Below are 17,625 nucleotides of genomic sequence, written 5' to 3' on the forward strand. Positions count from 1 at the left end.
CAGTATTCGTCCTCAGCTCTCAAGCATCGAAGGCATGGTCAACCACCTGAAGCAGCAAAAATAGGACGAAAGCGACGCGCTCGGCGCAGCGCAACTTGCTACGACCCTGGCCACGCAGCGTAAAAATGAAGGCGCCATCAGCAATCTGCAGGGACTCATTGCGCAGCCCTTGGCCTCGCAGCTCGGCGCAAGCTGCAAAAGGTCAAGACCAACCAGATGATTCAAAGCGCCCGGTTGATCGGTGCGGTAGGCGATAGATGGGGCTCGTAGAGAGTCGCGGAGCTGGTCAAGAACAACTCATAAAATCTAATGGAATTTCAAAGCGGGGGGACATGGCATAAAGGAATAAAAAATCAGTTGAAAGGCCCAAAAAAGGATGGGCCCTGACTATTGATGGTGATATTCTATTTGAAAATAACAAAAAAATTTCGCAATCCGAAAAAACAAAAAGGTGCGAAGAAAGATGAAGCAAATTTTCAAACAACATGCCTGCTCCAAGCGTGCCGTCTACTCAGATCCAGGCATCTGCAGCAGCAATTTCAGTCTCTCCATGATTGGGTCATGTCCTTCGCGTGCTATGTCCAGTTCACATCTGAGGCAAGCTATCATCCGCACCCAAATCAAGAGCGTCTCCTTTATTCATGAAGCGCAGTGCTTCGGTACTTCGGGCATTGCCCGGCTTCGCCCCTCATCGCCGTTCTCAAACGACTCTTTCAATACACCATTCAAAAAGCTTCCTGGCGTTTTTCGCAGCAGTCGTGGACCGGGCTATGAAGTGGTCGTTCTCAAAAAACTGATTACATAGCGTGGTGACGCTGAACTGACACAATATCAGCTTCTAGATTAACTACGCCATTGCACTGTGTTTACCACGGCAAGCTTTTGCTCGCCCCGAAAAACGCAAAAATAATAAAAGGTAGTGCTATGTTGATGCAGCAAGTAGAGACTGACCCCTTGCCGGACAAGGTGAAAAGCCAAGCCAATATAAGTGCCAGGTTAGAGCGACTCCCAATCACTAAGCAGGTTTTTTGGGCTCGGAACATTATCGGTGCCGCAACATTCTTTGATGGCTATACCGTCATTGCTATCGCTTACGCAATGCCGGTGCTGGCCAAGGAGTGGAGCTTGAGCGGTGCGCAGATCGGCATGATCCTGTCGGCGGGCTATCTGGGCCAGTTGTTCGGGGCGCTGATCTTTGGCTGGCTCGCTGAAAAGCTCGGGCGTATGAAGGTACTGACCTTCACCATCCTCCTGTTCGTATCGATGGACGTTGCCTGTCTTTTTGCCTCTAGCGCAGCGATGATGATCGCGTTCCGGTTCATCCAAGGCATCGGTACGGGAGGAGAGGTACCTGTAGCCAGTGCTTATATCAACGAGCTAATCGGCTCGAAGAAACGAGGAAAATTCTTCCTCCTTTACGAGGTCATGTTCCTGTTGGGCTTGGTCGGAGCCGGCATCATTGGTTACTTCCTGGTACCTATCTACGGTTGGCAAGCCATGTTCGCAGTGGGGATCGTCCCGGCCATGCTGCTGATACCGCTGCGCTTCTTCTTGTTCGAATCGCCGCGTTGGTTGGCTTCCAAAGGCCGCTTGGACGAAGCTGATCGCATCGTCACTCGGTTGGAAAACAGCGCGCTAAAAGCGGGCAAAACGCTGCAGCCTCCAGTGGAAGTGCCACAGATCCAAACGGACAAAAACGGTTTGGGGTGGAAAGAGCTTTTCAAAGGCATGTACTTCAAGCGCTCGCTGGTGATCTGGGCGATGTGGTTTGGCGCCTACATGGTCGCCAATGGACTAATCACCTGGCTGCCAACCCTTTATCGCCAACACTTCAACTTGCCGCTTGAAACAAGCTTGGCTTATGGGTTTATGACTTCAGCCGGTGGTGTAGTTGCCGCAGTAATTTGTGCACTGCTTATTGACAAAGTCGGCCGTCGCCGCTGGTATATGGGGGCGCTCTTCCTGGCTGCCATCCCATTGGCGATCCTGGCAACTACTGGTGCAAGTGCGCCACTGAAAATTTTGGCCCTGGCAGGTTTGGGATACGCACTGGTACAAACTGTTACGTTTTCTCTCTATCTGTATTCGGCAGAGCTTTATCCAACTCGACTGCGCGCTCTGGGAACCGGCGTGGGTAGTGCTTGGTTGAGAATGGGTTCTGCACTTGGCCCGATCATTGTTGGCTTTACAGTTTCCGGTGCGGGTGTTCAGTATGTATTCGGAACTTTCGCAGTCGTACTGCTGATCACTGCAACCATCACAGCTTTGTTTGCAATTGAAACCAAAGGGCGAATTTTGGAAGAGCTTTCGCCTTAATCTTCAATTAAAAGTTTCAAACGGCGGTATCTGACCTAGCAGCAACTTCAGAACACATCAATGTGTGTTTTGCGCCCGCGCATGCGTTAGTTGCGAAAATTAACTAAACCAGAGGTAATAGAAATGAGCACTAAAAACACCATCGACCTGAAAGGCCTCGTTCCCGCTCCAGTGACTCCGTTCACCCGTGACGGTGAAGTTGACTACGCCGCTATCCAGAAACTGGGCGCGTGGCTGGGCAGCTACGAAGGCGTCAAGGGTCTGGTTGTTTTGGGTCATGCTGGTGAAGGCACCTTCCTGACCCAGGCCGAACAGGGCCGCGTCATCCAGGCTTTCAAAGAGTCGGTTGGTGGCCGTCTGCCAATCATCGCCGGCATCACCGGTGAAGGTACTCAAGTCGCCGCTGAAGAAGCCAAACGCGCTGTAGACAACGGTGCTGCTGCTGGTCTGGTGTACCCATCCCACGGCTGGCTGCGCTTCGGCTACCAGAAAGGCGCCGCCCAGGACCGCTACAAGGCCATCTATGAGGAAAGCGGTCTGCCGCTGATCCTCTTCCAGTACCCAGACGTGACCAAGGCCACCTACGACTTGGAGACCCAGCTGGAAATCGCCAAGCAGCCTGGCGTCTTCGCCATGAAGAACGGTGTCCGTAACATGCGTCGTTGGGACACCGAGATCCCAGTAATCCGTCGTGAAGTGCCGGACCTGCAGATCCTGACCTGCCATGACGAATACCTGCTGCACACCATGTTCGACGTGGACGGTGCCCTGGTTGGCTACGGTGGCCTGACCCCTGAGCCGCTGATCGAGCTGATCGCTGCTGGTAAGCGTCGCGACTACCCAGCTGCTCGCGCCATCCACGACAAGCTGCTGCCGGTAACCCGCAACGTCTACCACCGCGGTTCCCACATGGAAGGCACCGTGGCCCTGAAACACGGCCTGGTTGCTCGTGGCATCCTGGATCACGCCACCGTGCGTTCGCCGCTGCTGCCTCTGGCCGAAGGCGCCGACAAGGAAATCGCTGACGCGCTGCGTAGCGCTGGCCTGGTCTGATCCCAAGCCAAGGCCAGCACTGAGCCAATTCGGTGCTGGCTTTCAGCTGAAATCCCGGCCAGGGCCCTGCGCATCAGGGTCTTGGCATCTTTCGATTCGGATTCTGCTTCACACACGAACAACGATCCGTTTTCCCGGAAGGACGGCATTCGCCCGCTCAACCGGTGATGACAGACCAACAAAGCCCTTCAATAAAAACAACAGGGGACAGGTCTTGAACATTCATGCAAATCGCAAAAGCCTCGTACTCGTCATTCCTACTCTGCTTCTGCCTATCAATGTTTGGGCTGAAGGGTTCGTGGAAGACACTAGCGCCACTCTGACCCTCAGAAACTTCTTTTTTGAACGCAATTTCACTGCGCCTGGTGTCACTCAGAGCCATGCCCGTGAGTGGACGCAGGGTTTTATCTTTGATCTCAAGTCAGGATTTACACAGGGCACCGTGGGCTTTGGCGTGGATGTCTTGGGTAAGTATGCAGTGAAGCTCGACGGAGGCGCAGGGGAGTATGGTGCGCTGCTGTTGCCCAAGGATGGCGATGGTGATCCAGCCGGAAGCTTCGGCAGGCTTGGGGTTGCATTAAAGGCAAAGCTGTCGAACACCGAGGTCAAGGTCGGCGAGTGGATGCCTAATTTCCCGATCGTCACCGCAGACGACTTCAGGGCTCTGCCGCAGACTTTCCGCGGCGCTCAGATCGCTTCGCAAGAGCTCAAGAACTGGTCGTTTTACGCAGGCGAGTTCACCAAGACCAGCCTTCGGAATGACTCCTCCATGGAGGACCTCTCATTCGGATCTGCGCAGTCAGATTCCTTCACATTCTTGGGTGCTGACTACCGCTCTAGCTCCAAAAATACGACTGTCCGTCTCTGGTCGGGGGAGTTGGAAGACATCTACAAGCAGCACTACCTTGGGCTCATTCAGAAATGGCAGCTCAGCCAAACGGTATCGCTTACCTCAAACCTTGGCTATTTCTGGGGCAAGGATACGGGGGTTGCAAAGGCAGGCTCGTTGGATAACCAGACAGCTTCCGCTCTGTTCAGCCTCAACATCGCTCAGCACTCGATCAGTATCGGGCTGCAAAATGTTTCGGGTGACTCCGGGTGGATGCGAATCGGCGGGACCGGCGGCATTTACCTTGCGAACAACACCTTCAACCATGCCTTCGACAATCCTCGCGAAAGATCCTGGCAAGTTCGCTATGACCTCAATTTCGTTGGCTACGGGATACCTGGTCTGACTCTCATGACGCGGTATGTGCATGGCGATAACGTGGAATTGAGAAACGTCAAAGACGGTTCGGAATGGGTACGAGAATCAGAGCTGGGTTACGTGTTTCAGAGCGGCAAGCTGAGGGATCTAGCCGTGCGGTGGCGAAACTCCAGCGTCAGACGAAATTTCAACGCCAGTGATTACGATGAGAACCGCCTTATCGTCAGTTACCCGCTCAACATTTTCTAGAGGACCGAATCTCATCATGCAATTGCACGAAGCTACTGAAGTCATTGAGGTGCTTGGCCAGGCGTCCGCCAACGAGTTGCTCAAGGATGGGTGGACCCTGCTCGCAATAGTCCCGAGCGCACAATCCACCCCTTGGTACATCCTCGGCAAGCGTTCCTAGCTGGTAGCAGCTTGACTGGCATGCTGTGCTTGCGCTTCTGCGCCGATGACTCGAACTCGCGAAATTGGGTTGAAGCGGTCACTTCATTGTGCCGCTCTCGGCCCTCCGTTGCTCGGATGTCCCTTGCCGCTCAGGAGTGCAGTGCTCTTTCAGCGTTTCTCGCACGCACAACTGACAATTCTGCTTTCTACGCTGCTCGCACAGCGGCTGACGGAGTGTCCAAGATCAATGAGATGGCGTGACTTCGGGGCAACCCTTGGTATCGTTTGTTTCGTATTGACCATCGGGTGGAAACGGCGAGGGAGAACGCATTCGAAATCACCTTGGTCGATGATGTTGAGTTATCAATAGCCTATTAGATTCAGGGCACGCAGTAATACGATCTGTTGCAAAATTGCTTAACTGACCTTCATCGGGCTTATGAAGGTGAGGATTAGTACCGATAGCTTGCCTGCACTAAAAATATATTCGCACTGTTCTCGTAATTTGCACTGTATTCGGGTTGAAGGCCAGAGTTGTTCGCTTGGTTTACCGAGGCTTTGGATTCCCAGAGATAGCCATAAGCAAAGTCTATCGTCAGATCGGGGCTCGGCAAATAAGCGCCACCCAGGGTCACGACTTGGCGGTTACCAACCGGAACGCGCACGCTACGATCGGCATTGCTGATTGGCGACGGATCGTAGGCGTAGCCTGCACGCAGCAACCATTGTTGGTTCAACTGAAAGGATGTACCAACGGCGGTGGACCATGTGTCGTGCCAGTTCAATGGTTCGTCCACACGCTCCAGGCCCGCACTCTGGCCAAGGGCGGAAACATCGCTGTTGATGGCCTCAATCTTTTTCAGTCGACTCCAACGCTTCCAGGTGGTTCCCAGGTAGCCCGTCCAGCGACTATTGAAATGATGGGTGATAGAGGTGTCCACGGATTCGGGCATCGTGATGTCTATCTTGTTGTCATACTTTCCGTCCAGCGGGATAACGCTCGGAGAGCCGGAAACCTCGGTATGCCCTTTTAGGTGATAGCTCACCTTAGAGTGATAGTTAATCCCCCAACTTGTTGCATCACTCAAGTCAACCAAGAGGCCGACGTTGTAGCCAATTGCCGTGTCATCGCCTTTGAGGGTGATCTCTGTGTCCTGGCCGTTGTTCAGGGCCCCGCTGGCCAGGTAATTCTGAAGTTCTGCATCGAAATGGTTTATGGTCGGCCCGCCACCAATGGACACGTAATCATTGATCCGATAGGCAATGGTGGGCTGCAGGGTGACCTCCTTGGTCGAGCTATAGGAACCTTGGTAGCGCCCCTGAAAAGTGCTCTCGTATTCGTTGATCAGACCACTCGGAGCATAGAGGCCCAGACCAATCGAAAAACGATCATCAAGCGGCGTCGACATATAGGCGAAGGGCAGGATCGTCAAAGGTACCGAGTCCCCCCTATTTGTTCCTGCGACACTGCTCTGCGCATCACTAATGTCGTCGCTCCCCGAGATGATCGCCGCCCCGCCGGAAATCTCGGCACGTTTCAACTTGGTCAAGCCAGCAGGATTTCCGTAGATGGTGCTGGCGTCCAGTGCGGAAGACGACCTTCCCGCATAAGCAGTTCCCGCGCTGCTGGCACTTTGTTCGTTAAGAGCAATGCCATTGGCACCTGCAATTGTAGAGGCACTGAGCAGTGCCATTACACTGGTGTACTTAACCCACGCAGCACACTTTCGCTGAGCGGAGAGACACGGGATTTCACAGCCATTGATTTTCATTTTCCACCTCTCGTTTATTGTTTTTGTTGATTGCACGCAGGCAAGGCTTTGCCTTCCTGTGCACTTTTGAGTGCCGGTTGGAGTTGATCGAAGTGGTGTAAAAGAACCTGAAGAAACACCGCCAGGGCAAGACTGCTGGACTTACAAATGCGAGCCAGGGACTCAATTAAGCCATTCGACTTGGAGCTATAGCGCAAGAGCGGCGCCACGATTTCCTGGTTAGTTCCGGCCCGGATGCGGGCGAAATGCCCGCGACCAGAAGTGGTCATTCGTTCAGGCTGCGACCCTGACCTAAGGAAGCCTTGACTTCATCGCTTAGTCTTACCGCTTCGGCGACTTTTCCAGCGTCGAAACCGATCCACTCGATAAGCCGGCGCAGCAAGCCTGGCGCTTTCGCCACCAGCATCTGGCTGCGTGGCACCGTCACCAAGTCATGCCGCTGCTCAATGCAATCCACCAGGGCGGCCACCACCTGCTCCAACGCGACGAACTGCCAGATCCCCTGATGGTTATTCCAGACCAGGGTGGAGGACGGCCCATCAACGATCGCCTCCATCATCGGCGTTTGGAAGAAGGTCGGGTGGAGCGAGCCGACGCTCACACCGTGCTGACGAAGCTCCAGGCGCAAGCTGTCACACAGGGCCCAGACTCCTGCCTTGCTGGCGGTGTAGGCCGTGTTCAGCGGCGAATGAACGAAAGCCGCCATAGACGATATGGCCAGTAGATAACCCTGGCGTGCCTTCACGTGCGGCAATGAAGCGCGGAAGGTGCGCGCCACGCCGTTGAGGTTGATATCGATTACCCGGTCAAACGTGGCGGGATCAATATGCTCTAGGGCTACCACCGAGCTGACGCCAGCGCCGGCGACCACAACATCAATTCCGCCGAAATGCTGCGCGGCCTCTTTTAACGCCGTTTCCAGACTCTCAATTGAGCGCACATTGGCCACCCAACCGACAGCGACATTAGGCCCGCCCAGGGTGACAGCCATGGCATTCAGGCTATCCAGATCGAGATCCAGCAGAACCAGCTTCGCGCCTTTGTCGCGAAGGGCCTGCGCGGCGGCTCTGCCGAGACCTCCCGTGGCACCAGTGATAGCGATGACGCGGTCGTTTAATGAGTAGCTCTTCATGGGTGAACCTTAAGCAAGTAGTGGGGCATCAACTTGGGCTCTGGGTGCGAACGGTTTCTTCTTCCAATTGGTGGAGCAACCGTTGCAGGTGGGCATCGCGTGTCAGATGCCAGTCTGTGAAGACGTTGAACAGGCCGCGCAACAGTGAGATGGGCGCCCAGCGAGCCGGTACAACGATGCGCGGCTGGCGCTTTTGTAGACCGCGCACCACGCCACGTGCCACCTGTTCCGGTGCAATCGCCCGATGCAGGAAGGCCGGCAATAGGGTCTCGTTCATCTGGGTGGCGATGGCGTTGCCACCGAAAGCGACCTTGGCGATGGCGGTCGCCGTCCAGCCGGGATAGAGCACGCTGGCGCTGGCGCCGGTCGCACTTAACTCGGCGCGCAGCGAGCGGGCCAGCGACTCCACCGCTGCCTTGCTCGCGGCATAGGGCGCGTTGGCCATGCCGTTCAAGTAGGCATAGGTCGACGACGTGACCAGCACTTGACCCCGATTGCGCACGACCTCCGGCAGTGCGGCGCGCATCGCGTGCCACACCCCGAACAGATCCACCTCAATGATGCGACGGAACTCCGCTTCGTCGCAGGTGCGTAGGGTCGCCGGTACGCCTCGCCAGGAGATGCCGGCATTGGCGAAGGCCACATCGAGACGGCCGAAACGCTCGACTGCTTGGCGTATCACTGCCTTTGCCGCCTCGGCGTCGGTGACGTCGAACGCCAGCGGCAACACGCGTTGGCTGTTGAACTCCTGAGCCAACTTGTCCACCGCCTCCTGCGAGGTATCGGTCAGCACTAGGCTGGCACCCTGCACATACAGTTCGCGTGCACTGGCGGCGCCGATGCCGCCAGCCGCGCCGGTGATCAGAACCACTTTGCCTTGAAGGTCGTACATATTCTTATCTCTTCGTTGGCGTGCTTGGCACGTTGCGCTTGAGGAAGTCGAGTTGATCACCCACCACCTGCTCGAAGGCTTTGCCTACATAAATATCGAAATGCCCATGGGCATAGCGATGGATCTCATGACGTGGCGCGCGCCTGGCGTGACGCAGCGTCTGCTTCGCCGGTGCCACGCTGTCGGGATCGCACACGCAAAACAGCACGGGGGCCTGGATACGAGGTGTACTGCGCCCGGGGTAGTAGCGAATGATGTCCAGGGCAAAGCGCGCGGCGGCCTCTTTGCGGATGTGCGCACCTGACGGGATCAGCCCGTTATAGCCACTCCAGGCATCCGGCGAAGTCATGAATGCCGTATCGCCAGGTTGACCGGCGAGCGGAACCAGAATGGGTTTGGCGCCGAACCACGAGCCGATACGGTCGGCCAGGGCCAGCAAGGTGAGGCGAAGTGACACCAGAAGTTCGGTGGCAAGACTGGAGCTCAGGCCGTCGGTGAAGGGACATTGGGAAATGACAGCGGCCACCCTGGCATCGTCGGCGGCGGTGGCCAGCACATGCCCGCCACCGAACGAGGTGCCCCAGATAACGACACGCTGCGAGTCCACATCCGCGTGGCGGCGGGCGTGATCTATCGCGGCTTTCCAGTCTTCGAGTTGGCGGTTGATATCCAACAGTTGGCGAGGTTCGCCATCGCTGTCGCCGAAGTGGCGATAGTCGAATACCAGGCAAGCGTAACCGGCGGCGGCGAAGCGGGTGGCAAAGGCTGGCAAGCGCATCTTGCGCGTCCCGCCAAGCCCATGCGCCATCACCACCACCGGGAAAGGTCCGGCGCCCAGTGGGCGGTAAAAGTCGGCAACGCAACGCGAGCCGTTGGAGAAGAACTGGATTGTCGCTGGTGCCAGAAGATCGGTGATCGTGTTCATGAACGGCATCTGCTGGAATGGCTGGAGTGTCATCATTCTCGGCCGCTGCCGTTAGGAAGGCTTGACGGTATCCGACGACTTGCTTGACACTTTGCGCCAAACAACAAAAGGCCAACTGACCCAAAGAGGCCCGATGAGCCAGCCTTTGTATAGGCGCGTGGTGCCCGAGACCTACGTGCAACTGCTCTATGAATACCTGGAGGCGCTCGGTCATGAGCCTGAGTCGGTGCTTGGCCAGCCCTGGCCCACACCTGCCCAGGAGGGTGTCGGCGGCGTTGATGTGGAATGCTGGGATCGCCTGCTGCTGACGGCGGCGCAGGCACTGGACGACCCGCTGCTGGGCCTGCACGTCGGTCAAACCATCAGCGCCCGGCATATCGGTGTGCTCGGTTCGGTGCTGCTGGCCTGTGGTAATTTCGGTACGGCTATGCAACGCCTGGAGCGCTACATTCGCCTGGTGTACGACGTCATTCCCATGACTCGCCGCGACGGCGACGGCTGGTTCGAACTGGTCTGGGATGTCAGCCAGTACCAGCCCGGACCCTTGGTGAACGAAACCGGTATGGTTGCCATAGTGCAGTTCTGCCGTGCCCTAGTGCGCGGCACGGCCAACCCGTTACGAATCGATTTCAATCATCCCAGCCCCCTCGATACCAGTCCGTATGAAGCCTTCTTCGGCTGTCCGGTACGCTTCGGCCAGGCCGAGGCGGTACTGCGTTTCTCCGCGCAACTGCTCGAACTGCCCTTCAAGAGCCCCGACCCGGCGCTGGTCTCCCTGTTGGAACAACATGCGGATCGTCTGCTGGCCCAGTTGCCACAGCAGGATGAATTCGTGGAACAGCTGCGTAAGACCATCACCCATGCTCTGCGCGAAGGTGAGCCGAGCATAGAGCGAATAAGCCCCCAGCTGGGCACCTCGTCACGCACGCTACAGCGCCGTCTACAAGAAGCCGGCACCAGCTTTCGCTATGAGCTGAACTTGGTCCGCCACGAACTAGCGTTGTCGTACCTGCGCGATCCACGCCTGCAAATCGTGGATATCGCCATGCTGTTGGGCTATTCGGAGCACAGCGCTTTCACTCGCGCCTTCAAGGAATGGAGTGGAAGATCGCCCCATGAGGCGAGGCAACTCAACTCGGAGAGTTACTGGGCGGGGAGTCCATGGAATTAGAGAACGCTTCGGGGGCAGGCTCAGTCCAATCGCCAAGCAGCGATAACCAACCTATCAGCCAGGCCTTGCTGGAAGCTCTACGCTCGTAGGCTCTGGACCGTTGCGATCCGCCATTCCGAACTCTGGTCACAGCAACATGCACGCGATCATCAGCATTCCTAAAACACGAAGCCATGCCCGAGCTCCCTCTCCATCCACGCCAAGAAACGCCTGACCCGTTCGAACCCGGAATGCGCTTTCGGAAACACCAGATGATGGGCCGCCACAGGCGCGCTGAAGATGTGTGGTACGACTTCCACCAGTGTTCCGGACGCAAGGTACTTCTGCGCTAATAACGTGCTTTCGAGTGCAAAACCCAGCCCGTGACTGGCGGCCTCCAGGGACATGTAGGAACGATCGAAACTCAACGCGTAGGGCTTTTCCGGGCGGGCGAGACCGTGTCGAGCGAACCAGGCCGGCCATTTCAACAATGTGGCCTCGGAGAGAATCAAGTCCCGACGCAGTAGATCCGACGCGTCGTCGATCCTATGCCGGGCCAGCAGTTTCGGTGAGGCCAGCACGGCAAATGCCTCATTGCCTAAAGTGCGCACCTCGTAGCTAGGCCAATTGGGTTCGCCATGGCGAATGTCTACGTCAATCTTGTCTCGACTGAAATGCAGAGATTCATAAGAGCACGACAAGTTGATCTGGATATCCGGGTGCGCCATCCGAAATGCCTCCAGCCTTGGCATTAGCCACAGCAGGCCGAAACTCGGTGACGAATGCAAACGCAGGCAATCGAGGCTGACGTCGCTGCTGGCCCGTTCTGTGGCGACGGAAAGACTGTGCAGAATGCCGGAAACGTCTTTCAGATACTGCTCGCCAACGGGGGTGAGGCTGACGCCACGCGCCGCGCGAAAGAACAGTTGTCGACCAATCATTGCTTCGAGCTTGGCCAATTGATGACTGACAGCCGAAGGGGTGAGGTCTAGCACTTCCGCAGCGCGCGCAACATTACCGAAGCGAGCAGTTTGCTCAAAGGCCTGAATCGCTCTCAGGGGTGGAAGGGCCGGCGCGGTATCGTCAACAGATCGCATATCAGTCACTTCGCTCGCAGCGCATATTTTTATTGGGGACCTTCATTCAATCATTTAGCAATCAGGGTGACGAGTGCTGAATTTTTTTCAGCACCCAATGATTTTTGCGTTATTGCTCAGGGCCTGGGCCGAGACCAAAGTAGGCCCATCGATTCCGCTGAATCGACCTATAAAAACAATCAGAGGTCACACCCATGCTTCTTCAAGGCAAAGTCGCAATCATCACTGGCGCCGCATCGGCACGCGGGATCGGCCGGGCAACTGCGGCCACATTCGCTGCTCAAGGTGCCCGCGTGGTGATCCTCGACCTGGATGAAGCCGCTGCCCGCGATGCCGCAGCGTCTCTTGGCGAAGGACATCTCGGCCTAGCGGCCAACGTCGCCGATCAGGCACAGGTAAACCAGGCCGTTGCACAGATCATCGAGCACTATGGCCGCATCGACGTGCTGGTCAACAACGCTGGCATCACCCAACCCCTCAAGACCCTGGACATCAAGCACAGCGACTACGACAAGGTGCTCGACGTCAGCCTGCGCGGCACTCTGCTGATGTCTCAGGCCGTCATTCCCCTGATGCGCGAGCAACGTTCGGGCAGCATTGTCTGCATGTCCTCGGTATCGGCACAGCGTGGCGGCGGCATCTTCGGTGGCCCGCACTACAGCGCAGCGAAAGCGGGGGTACTGGGCCTGGCCAAGGCCATGGCACGAGAGCTGGGGCCGGATAACGTGCGCGTGAACGCCATCGCCCCGGGTCTGATTCACACGGACATCACTGGCGGTTTGATGCAGGACGATCGTCGCCACGCAATCATCGACGGTATTCCACTGGGTCGTCTGGGCGAAGCGCAAGACGTCGCTAACGCGGCATTGTTTCTGGCCAGCGATCTGTCGACCTACCTGACCGGAATCACCCTGGATGTAAACGGCGGCATGCTCATTCACTGATGCACATTGCGTCAGCCCGTGCGGCTGACGCTGTTCTGAATCGATAAAAACAAGAGATCAGACCATCATGATTACCACCCTGTCATTGGACGCGGTTTCGGCCGTGCGCTCCAACGCATACCGCAAGACTGCCTGGCGACTGATGCCGTTCCTGATGCTGTGCTACCTGTGTGCCTATCTGGACCGGGTAAACGTGGGCTTCGCCAAGTTGCAGATGATGAGCGACCTGGCCCTAAGCGAGGCCGTTTACGGCCTGGGCGCCGGCATGTTCTTCATTGGCTACTTTCTCTGCGAAGTGCCCAGCAATCTGATCCTGCACAGGGTCGGCGCACGCCGCTGGATCGCCCGGATCATGATTTCCTGGGGGATCATTTCCGCCCTCTTTGCCTTCGTTGAAACCGCCTGGCAGTTTTATGCCCTGCGTTTTCTGCTTGGCATCGCTGAAGCGGGTCTGGCTCCTGGCCTGTTGTTGTACCTGACCTACTGGTTCCCGTCCTACCGTCGCGCAAAGATGACCGTGCTTTGGTTCGTCGCGATTCCATTGTCGGGGATGATTGGCGGCCCACTGTCAGGTTGGATCATGAATCAGTTCGCAGGTTTTCATGGCTGGGCGGGCTGGCAATGGATGTTCGTCATCGAGGCAATTCCAACCGTCATCGTCGGGTTGTTGGTACTGACCTATCTCAAAGATGGCGTGCATCAGGCCACCTGGCTGACCGATGAAGAAAAGGAACTGGTTACCAAGGAGCTCGCCGAGGACAACGCCCACAAGGTCACTCATGCCTCACCTCGGGAATTCATCCGCGATCGCCGCCTATGGCTGCTGGCCTGCATCTACTTCTGTGTAGTCATGGGCCAGTACGCGATTACCTTTTGGCTGCCGACCCTGATCCGCAATGCCGGGGTATCGGACCCACTGCATATCGGCATGCTGACCAGCCTGCCTTACATGTGCGCCATCGTCGCCATGCTGCTGATGGGCCGTAGTGGCGACAAGCATCGCGAACGTCGCTGGCATCTGGTTGTCCCGATGATCGCAGGCGCCATCGGCCTGACGCTGGCGGCACTGCTGGGCGGCAACCTGCTGCTGTCGGTACTCAGCCTGTGCCTTGCAGCAGCTGGCGTGCTCTCGGCTTCCTCACTGTTCTGGATGCTGCCCACTACGCTGCTCGGCGGCGTGTCAGCCGCAGCAGGTATCGCTGGTATCAACAGTTTCGCCAACCTTGCCGGGTTCTGCTCGCCTTACCTGATCGGCTGGATCACCACTTCCACCGGTTCCAGTGCCATCGGCATGTACCTGATCACCGCAGTGCTGCTCGCGGGGGCCACGCTGGTCCTGCGCATTCCCGCCGCATCGGTCAATCGTTAACTCGCTGGAGTAGTCACCATGACTGTCAACGCACCCGACACTTCGCTCTCGGCGCTCGCCGAACGCGCGTACAACATTCGCCGCCATGCCCTGCGCATGGGGCAGGTCCAGGGCCAGGGTTATGTCGGCCAGGCCCTCGGCGCCGCTGACTTGCTGGCCGTGTCGTACTTCCATGCGCTGCGCTATCAGCCCCACAACCCCGAATGGGAGCAACGCGACCGCTTTTACCTGTCCATCGGTCACTACGCCATCGCCCTGTATGCAGCGCTGATCGAAGCCGGCGTGATCCCCCTGGAGGAACTGGAAACCTATGGTTCGGACGACAGCCGCCTGCCGATGTCGGGCATGGCCGCCTACACGCCGGGCATGGAAATAACCGGGGGGTCGCTCGGCCACGGCTTGGGCATAGCGGTCGGTGCCTGCCTGGGCCTGAAACGCAAGAAATCGGATTCGTTTGTCTACAACCTGCTCTCGGACGGCGAATTGAACGAAGGATCAACCTGGGAAGCCGCGATGTCGGCCTCACATTGGAAACTGAACAACCTCATCGCAATCATCGACGTCAACAACCAGCAAGCCGACGGCTACTCCAGCGAAGTGCTGGCATTCGAGCCCATCGTTGATCGTTGGCAGGCGTTTGGCTGGTTTACCCAGCGCGTGGACGGCAACGACATCGGGGCCCTGGTCGCCGCGTTCGACGCCGCACGCAACCATCAAGGTGCACAGCCGCGGGTCATCATCTGCGATACCAAGATGGGCAAGGGTGTGGACTTTCTCGAGTCACGTGAAAAAACCCACTTCATCCGCGTCGATGAAAACGAGTGGGATCTGGCATTGCAAAACCTTCAGGTCGGGAGAATCGTATGAGCCGCGTAAACACCACCGAAACCGGCAAGAAGCGCCTGACAACCTCGGCCATGATCGCTTCGATCGCTGCCGAGGGCCAGGCCACCCGCTCAGCGCCGTTCGGTCATGCGTTGGCGGCACTGGCCGAACAGCGTTCGGACATCGTCGGCCTGTCGGCGGACCTGTCCAAGTACACCGACCTGCACATTTTCGCGAAGGCGCACCCGGAACGTTTCTATCAGATGGGCATGGCCGAGCAATTGCTGATGAGTGCAGCCGCTGGCATGGCACGCGAAGGCTGCGTGCCGTTCGCCACCACGTACGCGGTATTCGCTTCGCGTAGGGCCTATGATTTTATCTGCATGGCCATCGCCGAGGAGAACCTCAACGTCAAGATCGTCTGCGGGTTGCCGGGCTTGACCACCGGTTACGGCCCCAGCCACCAGGCAACGGATGATCTGGCAATCTTCCGCGCCATGCCGAACCTGATGATCGTCGACCCATGCGACGCTCTGGAGATCGAGCAGGCGGTGCCCGCCATCGCCGCCCATCAGGGACCGGTGTACATGCGCCTGCTGCGCGGCAACGTGCCGCTGGTATTGGACGAATATGGCTACAAGTTCGAGATCGGCAAGGCCAAGACCCTGCGCACCGGAAAGGACGTGCTGATCATCTCCACCGGTCTGATGACCATGCGCTCGCTAGAGGCCGCAGCGCATTTGCAGAAGGATGGCGTCGATGTGGCAGTACTACACGTACCCACCATCAAGCCACTGGACGAACAGACGATTCTGGCTGAGGCACGAAAGTCTGGACGGCTGGTGGTCACCGCCGAAAACCATTCGATCATCGGCGGCCTCGGCGAGGCGGTGGCGGGCCTGCTGCTGCGCAACGGAGTAACGCCGACATTCCGCCAGGTCGCCTTGCCCGATGCCTTCCTCGATGCCGGCGCTCTGCCGACGCTGCATGACCGCTACGGTATCTCCACCGACGCAGTGAGCGCGCAGATCAAGGCTTGGCTGTGACTTGATACCTGGAGATAGAGCCAGCCGGAATTAAAGGCGGCTCTATCCCCGACGCAGCGAATGGGGCTCGTCAGATTTGCATGGCCATGCCATCCACATTCATCGCCGCCTGGCGCAGGGCCTCGGAGCGCGTCGGGTGCGGGTGGCAGGTGAGGGCGATATCTTCTGCCGAGGCCGAGAACTCCATAGCCACGCAGAACTCACCAATCATCTCGCTGACGCTTGGGCCCACCAGGTGCACACCTAGTACTTCATCGGTTTCGGCATCGGCGATGACCTTGGCGAAGCCTTCGGTCTCGTGATTGATCTTGGCACGGCTGTTGGCGGTGAAGGGAAACTTGCCAACCTTGTAGGCACGCCCTTCGGCCTTGAGCTGCTCTTCAGTCTTGCCCACGGTGGCCATCTCCGGGCGGGTATAGATCACGCCAGGGATGAGGTTGTAGTTGACCTCGTGGGGCTTGCCGGCGATGCGTTCGATACAGGCCACCGCTTCGTCTTCCGCCTTGTGCGCCAGCATTGGGCCCGAAGTGACGTCGCCAATCACCCAGACACCCGGCACTGAGGTACGGTGGTGCTCGTTGCCGAGCATGCCGCGCTTGTCGGCTTCCAGGCCCACGCTTTCCAGGTTAAGCCCTTTGGTATAAGGGCGACGGCCGATAGCCACCAGCACGTAATCGGCTTGCAGCGATTCTGCGGTACCCCCTGCGGCAGGCTCCAGCGTCAGGCTGACGCCATCGGCACCTGCGGTAGCCTGAGTCACTTTGCTGCCCAGCTTGAACACCATGCCTTGCTTGGCGAGCGCCTTCTGCAGGGTCTTGGCCGTTTCCGTGTCAGTGCCTGGGCAGATGCGATCCAGGTATTCGATGACAGTGACCTGGCTACCCAGGCGGCGCCAGACCGAACCCAGCTCAAGACCGATCACGCCAGCACCGATGACGACCAGGTGCTTGGGCACTTGCGGCAGCGACAGCGCGCCGGTCGAGTCAATGATGCGCTGGTTGTCGACGGTCACACCTGGCAGAGGGGTGGGCTCAGAGCCGGTGGCAATGACGATGTCCTTGGCCTGCAACGCGGTTTCGCTACCGTCTTCGGCCTTGACCACGACCTTGCCGATGCCGTCCAGGCGGCCCCAGCCTTTGATCCACTCGACCTTGTTCTTGCGAAACAGGTATTCGATGCCCTTGGTCAGGCCTGTCACGCTCTCATCCTTCTGTTTCATCATCTGGGCGAGGTTGAGGGTGGGCTTTACTTCGATACCGAGGTGGGCGAACTCGTCACCGCTGGCAGCTTCGTAAAGCTCCGAAGCATGCAGCAGCGCCTTGGATGGCATGCAGCCGACGTTCAGGCAGGTACCGCCCAAGGTCGAGCGGCCTTCCACGCAGGCAACGCTCAGGCCCAACTGGCCAGCACGGATGGCTGCGTTGTAGCCGCCAGGGCCACCGCCGATGATCACCACGTCATAGGATTTCATGGGTTCAACTCCAGGATGTAGAAGCGCGAGAGGGCA

The 17,625-nt window shown here is 57.8% G+C and carries 16 protein-coding genes; 10 read left to right on the top strand and 6 right to left on the bottom strand.

The window, feature by feature from the left end:
* The first annotated feature begins 463 nt into the window (after positions 1-463).
* The 5 genes from QYE47_RS00735 (at position 464) to QYE47_RS00755 (ending at position 4,985) form a co-directional block, all read left to right on the top strand.
* Positions 464-805, top strand: coding sequence for a hypothetical protein (locus tag QYE47_RS00735; protein ID WP_135198625.1), 342 nt, complete (start codon positions 464-466; stop codon positions 803-805).
* Positions 806-924: 119 nt separating this feature from the next.
* Positions 925-2,316 carry an MFS transporter gene (locus tag QYE47_RS00740; RefSeq protein ID WP_014589189.1) on the top strand — a complete coding sequence of 464 codons (1,392 nt, stop codon included), beginning with the start codon at positions 925-927 and terminating at the stop codon, positions 2,314-2,316.
* Between the two features lie 123 nt (positions 2,317-2,439).
* Positions 2,440-3,369: a dihydrodipicolinate synthase family protein gene (locus QYE47_RS00745; protein ID WP_012054141.1), complete on the top strand. Its 930-nt coding sequence runs from the start codon at positions 2,440-2,442 to the stop codon at positions 3,367-3,369.
* 214 nt (positions 3,370-3,583) lie between these two features.
* Positions 3,584-4,825: an OprD family porin gene (locus tag QYE47_RS00750; protein ID WP_014589188.1), complete on the top strand. Its 1,242-nt coding sequence runs from the start codon at positions 3,584-3,586 to the stop codon at positions 4,823-4,825.
* Positions 4,826-4,841: 16 nt separating this feature from the next.
* Positions 4,842-4,985, top strand: coding sequence for a hypothetical protein (locus tag QYE47_RS00755; protein ID WP_165366962.1), 144 nt, complete (start codon positions 4,842-4,844; stop codon positions 4,983-4,985).
* 433 nt (positions 4,986-5,418) lie between these two features.
* On the opposite strand, the gene QYE47_RS00760 is transcribed toward QYE47_RS00755, so the two are convergent.
* The 4 genes from QYE47_RS00760 to QYE47_RS00775 all read right to left on the bottom strand — a co-directional run bounded on the left by QYE47_RS00760 (position 5,419) and on the right by QYE47_RS00775 (position 9,687).
* Complete coding sequence (locus tag QYE47_RS00760; protein ID WP_014589187.1) at positions 5,419-6,738, bottom strand: outer membrane protein transport protein; 1,320 nt, start codon at positions 6,736-6,738, stop codon at positions 5,419-5,421.
* A 265-nt stretch (positions 6,739-7,003) separates the two neighbouring features.
* Entirely contained in the window at positions 7,004-7,870 is an 867-nt protein-coding gene (locus tag QYE47_RS00765) for an SDR family NAD(P)-dependent oxidoreductase (protein WP_014589186.1), read from the bottom strand.
* A gap of 28 nt (positions 7,871-7,898) precedes the next feature.
* Positions 7,899-8,762, bottom strand: a complete 864-nt coding sequence (locus tag QYE47_RS00770) for an SDR family NAD(P)-dependent oxidoreductase (protein ID WP_014589185.1) — start codon at positions 8,760-8,762, stop codon at positions 7,899-7,901.
* A 4-nt stretch (positions 8,763-8,766) separates the two neighbouring features.
* Positions 8,767-9,687 carry an alpha/beta hydrolase gene (locus QYE47_RS00775; RefSeq protein WP_041167116.1) on the bottom strand — a complete coding sequence of 307 codons (921 nt, stop codon included), beginning with the start codon at positions 9,685-9,687 and terminating at the stop codon, positions 8,767-8,769.
* Between the two features lie 133 nt (positions 9,688-9,820).
* Here QYE47_RS00775 and QYE47_RS00780 point away from each other — a divergent pair, with 133 nt between their 5' ends.
* Positions 9,821-10,858: an AraC family transcriptional regulator gene (locus QYE47_RS00780; RefSeq protein ID WP_014589183.1), complete on the top strand. Its 1,038-nt coding sequence runs from the start codon at positions 9,821-9,823 to the stop codon at positions 10,856-10,858.
* A gap of 158 nt (positions 10,859-11,016) precedes the next feature.
* Here QYE47_RS00780 and QYE47_RS00785 read toward each other — a convergent pair whose 3' ends face one another.
* A complete protein-coding gene (locus QYE47_RS00785; protein ID WP_029380745.1) occupies positions 11,017-11,934 on the bottom strand; it encodes a LysR substrate-binding domain-containing protein in 918 nt (305 codons plus the stop codon).
* Positions 11,935-12,128: 194 nt separating this feature from the next.
* Here QYE47_RS00785 and QYE47_RS00790 point away from each other — a divergent pair, with 194 nt between their 5' ends.
* The 4 genes from QYE47_RS00790 to QYE47_RS00805 all read left to right on the top strand — a co-directional run bounded on the left by QYE47_RS00790 (position 12,129) and on the right by QYE47_RS00805 (position 16,118).
* On the top strand, positions 12,129-12,878 hold the full coding sequence (locus tag QYE47_RS00790; protein WP_014589181.1) for an SDR family NAD(P)-dependent oxidoreductase: 750 nt from the start codon (positions 12,129-12,131) through the stop codon (positions 12,876-12,878).
* Positions 12,879-12,945: 67 nt separating this feature from the next.
* Positions 12,946-14,247, top strand: coding sequence for an MFS transporter (locus QYE47_RS00795; protein ID WP_014589180.1), 1,302 nt, complete (start codon positions 12,946-12,948; stop codon positions 14,245-14,247).
* An 18-nt stretch (positions 14,248-14,265) separates the two neighbouring features.
* Complete coding sequence (locus tag QYE47_RS00800) at positions 14,266-15,114, top strand: transketolase (RefSeq protein WP_014589179.1); 849 nt, start codon at positions 14,266-14,268, stop codon at positions 15,112-15,114.
* Positions 15,111-16,118: a transketolase family protein gene (locus QYE47_RS00805; RefSeq protein ID WP_014589178.1), complete on the top strand. Its 1,008-nt coding sequence runs from the start codon at positions 15,111-15,113 to the stop codon at positions 16,116-16,118. Before QYE47_RS00800 ends, QYE47_RS00805 begins: the two co-directional genes overlap by 4 nt.
* A gap of 70 nt (positions 16,119-16,188) precedes the next feature.
* On the opposite strand, the gene lpdA is transcribed toward QYE47_RS00805, so the two are convergent.
* The gene (lpdA, locus tag QYE47_RS00810; RefSeq protein WP_014589177.1) at positions 16,189-17,589 is read right to left on the bottom strand and encodes a dihydrolipoyl dehydrogenase; all 1,401 of its coding nucleotides are present in this window, start codon (positions 17,587-17,589) and stop codon (positions 16,189-16,191) included.
* Positions 17,590-17,625: the final 36 nt, after the last annotated feature.

This window comes from Pseudomonas sp. 2,4-D (assembly GCF_030418155.1).
Taxonomy (GTDB): Bacteria; Pseudomonadota; Gammaproteobacteria; order Pseudomonadales; family Pseudomonadaceae; genus Aquipseudomonas; species Aquipseudomonas alloputida.

Bases quoted from the DNA above. Each gene is read 5' to 3' on its own strand.
- QYE47_RS00755 (WP_165366962.1), top strand. From the start codon at position 4,842: ATGCAATTGCACGAAGCTACTGAAGTCATTGAGGTGCTTGGCCAGGCG.
- QYE47_RS00740 (WP_014589189.1), top strand. From the start codon at position 925: ATGTTGATGCAGCAAGTAGAGACTGACCCCTTGCCGGACAAGGTGAAA.
- QYE47_RS00790 (WP_014589181.1), top strand. From the start codon at position 12,129: ATGCTTCTTCAAGGCAAAGTCGCAATCATCACTGGCGCCGCATCGGCA.
- QYE47_RS00805 (WP_014589178.1), top strand. From the start codon at position 15,111: ATGAGCCGCGTAAACACCACCGAAACCGGCAAGAAGCGCCTGACAACC.
- QYE47_RS00770 (WP_014589185.1), bottom strand. From the start codon at position 8,762: ATGTACGACCTTCAAGGCAAAGTGGTTCTGATCACCGGCGCGGCTGGC.
- QYE47_RS00800 (WP_014589179.1), top strand. From the start codon at position 14,266: ATGACTGTCAACGCACCCGACACTTCGCTCTCGGCGCTCGCCGAACGC.
- QYE47_RS00745 (WP_012054141.1), top strand. From the start codon at position 2,440: ATGAGCACTAAAAACACCATCGACCTGAAAGGCCTCGTTCCCGCTCCA.
- QYE47_RS00775 (WP_041167116.1), bottom strand. From the start codon at position 9,687: ATGAACACGATCACCGATCTTCTGGCACCAGCGACAATCCAGTTCTTC.
- QYE47_RS00785 (WP_029380745.1), bottom strand. From the start codon at position 11,934: ATGCGATCTGTTGACGATACCGCGCCGGCCCTTCCACCCCTGAGAGCG.
- QYE47_RS00780 (WP_014589183.1), top strand. From the start codon at position 9,821: ATGAGCCAGCCTTTGTATAGGCGCGTGGTGCCCGAGACCTACGTGCAA.
- QYE47_RS00735 (WP_135198625.1), top strand. From the start codon at position 464: ATGAAGCAAATTTTCAAACAACATGCCTGCTCCAAGCGTGCCGTCTAC.
- QYE47_RS00760 (WP_014589187.1), bottom strand. From the start codon at position 6,738: ATGAAAATCAATGGCTGTGAAATCCCGTGTCTCTCCGCTCAGCGAAAG.
- QYE47_RS00795 (WP_014589180.1), top strand. From the start codon at position 12,946: ATGATTACCACCCTGTCATTGGACGCGGTTTCGGCCGTGCGCTCCAAC.
- lpdA (WP_014589177.1), bottom strand. From the start codon at position 17,589: ATGAAATCCTATGACGTGGTGATCATCGGCGGTGGCCCTGGCGGCTAC.
- QYE47_RS00765 (WP_014589186.1), bottom strand. From the start codon at position 7,870: ATGAAGAGCTACTCATTAAACGACCGCGTCATCGCTATCACTGGTGCC.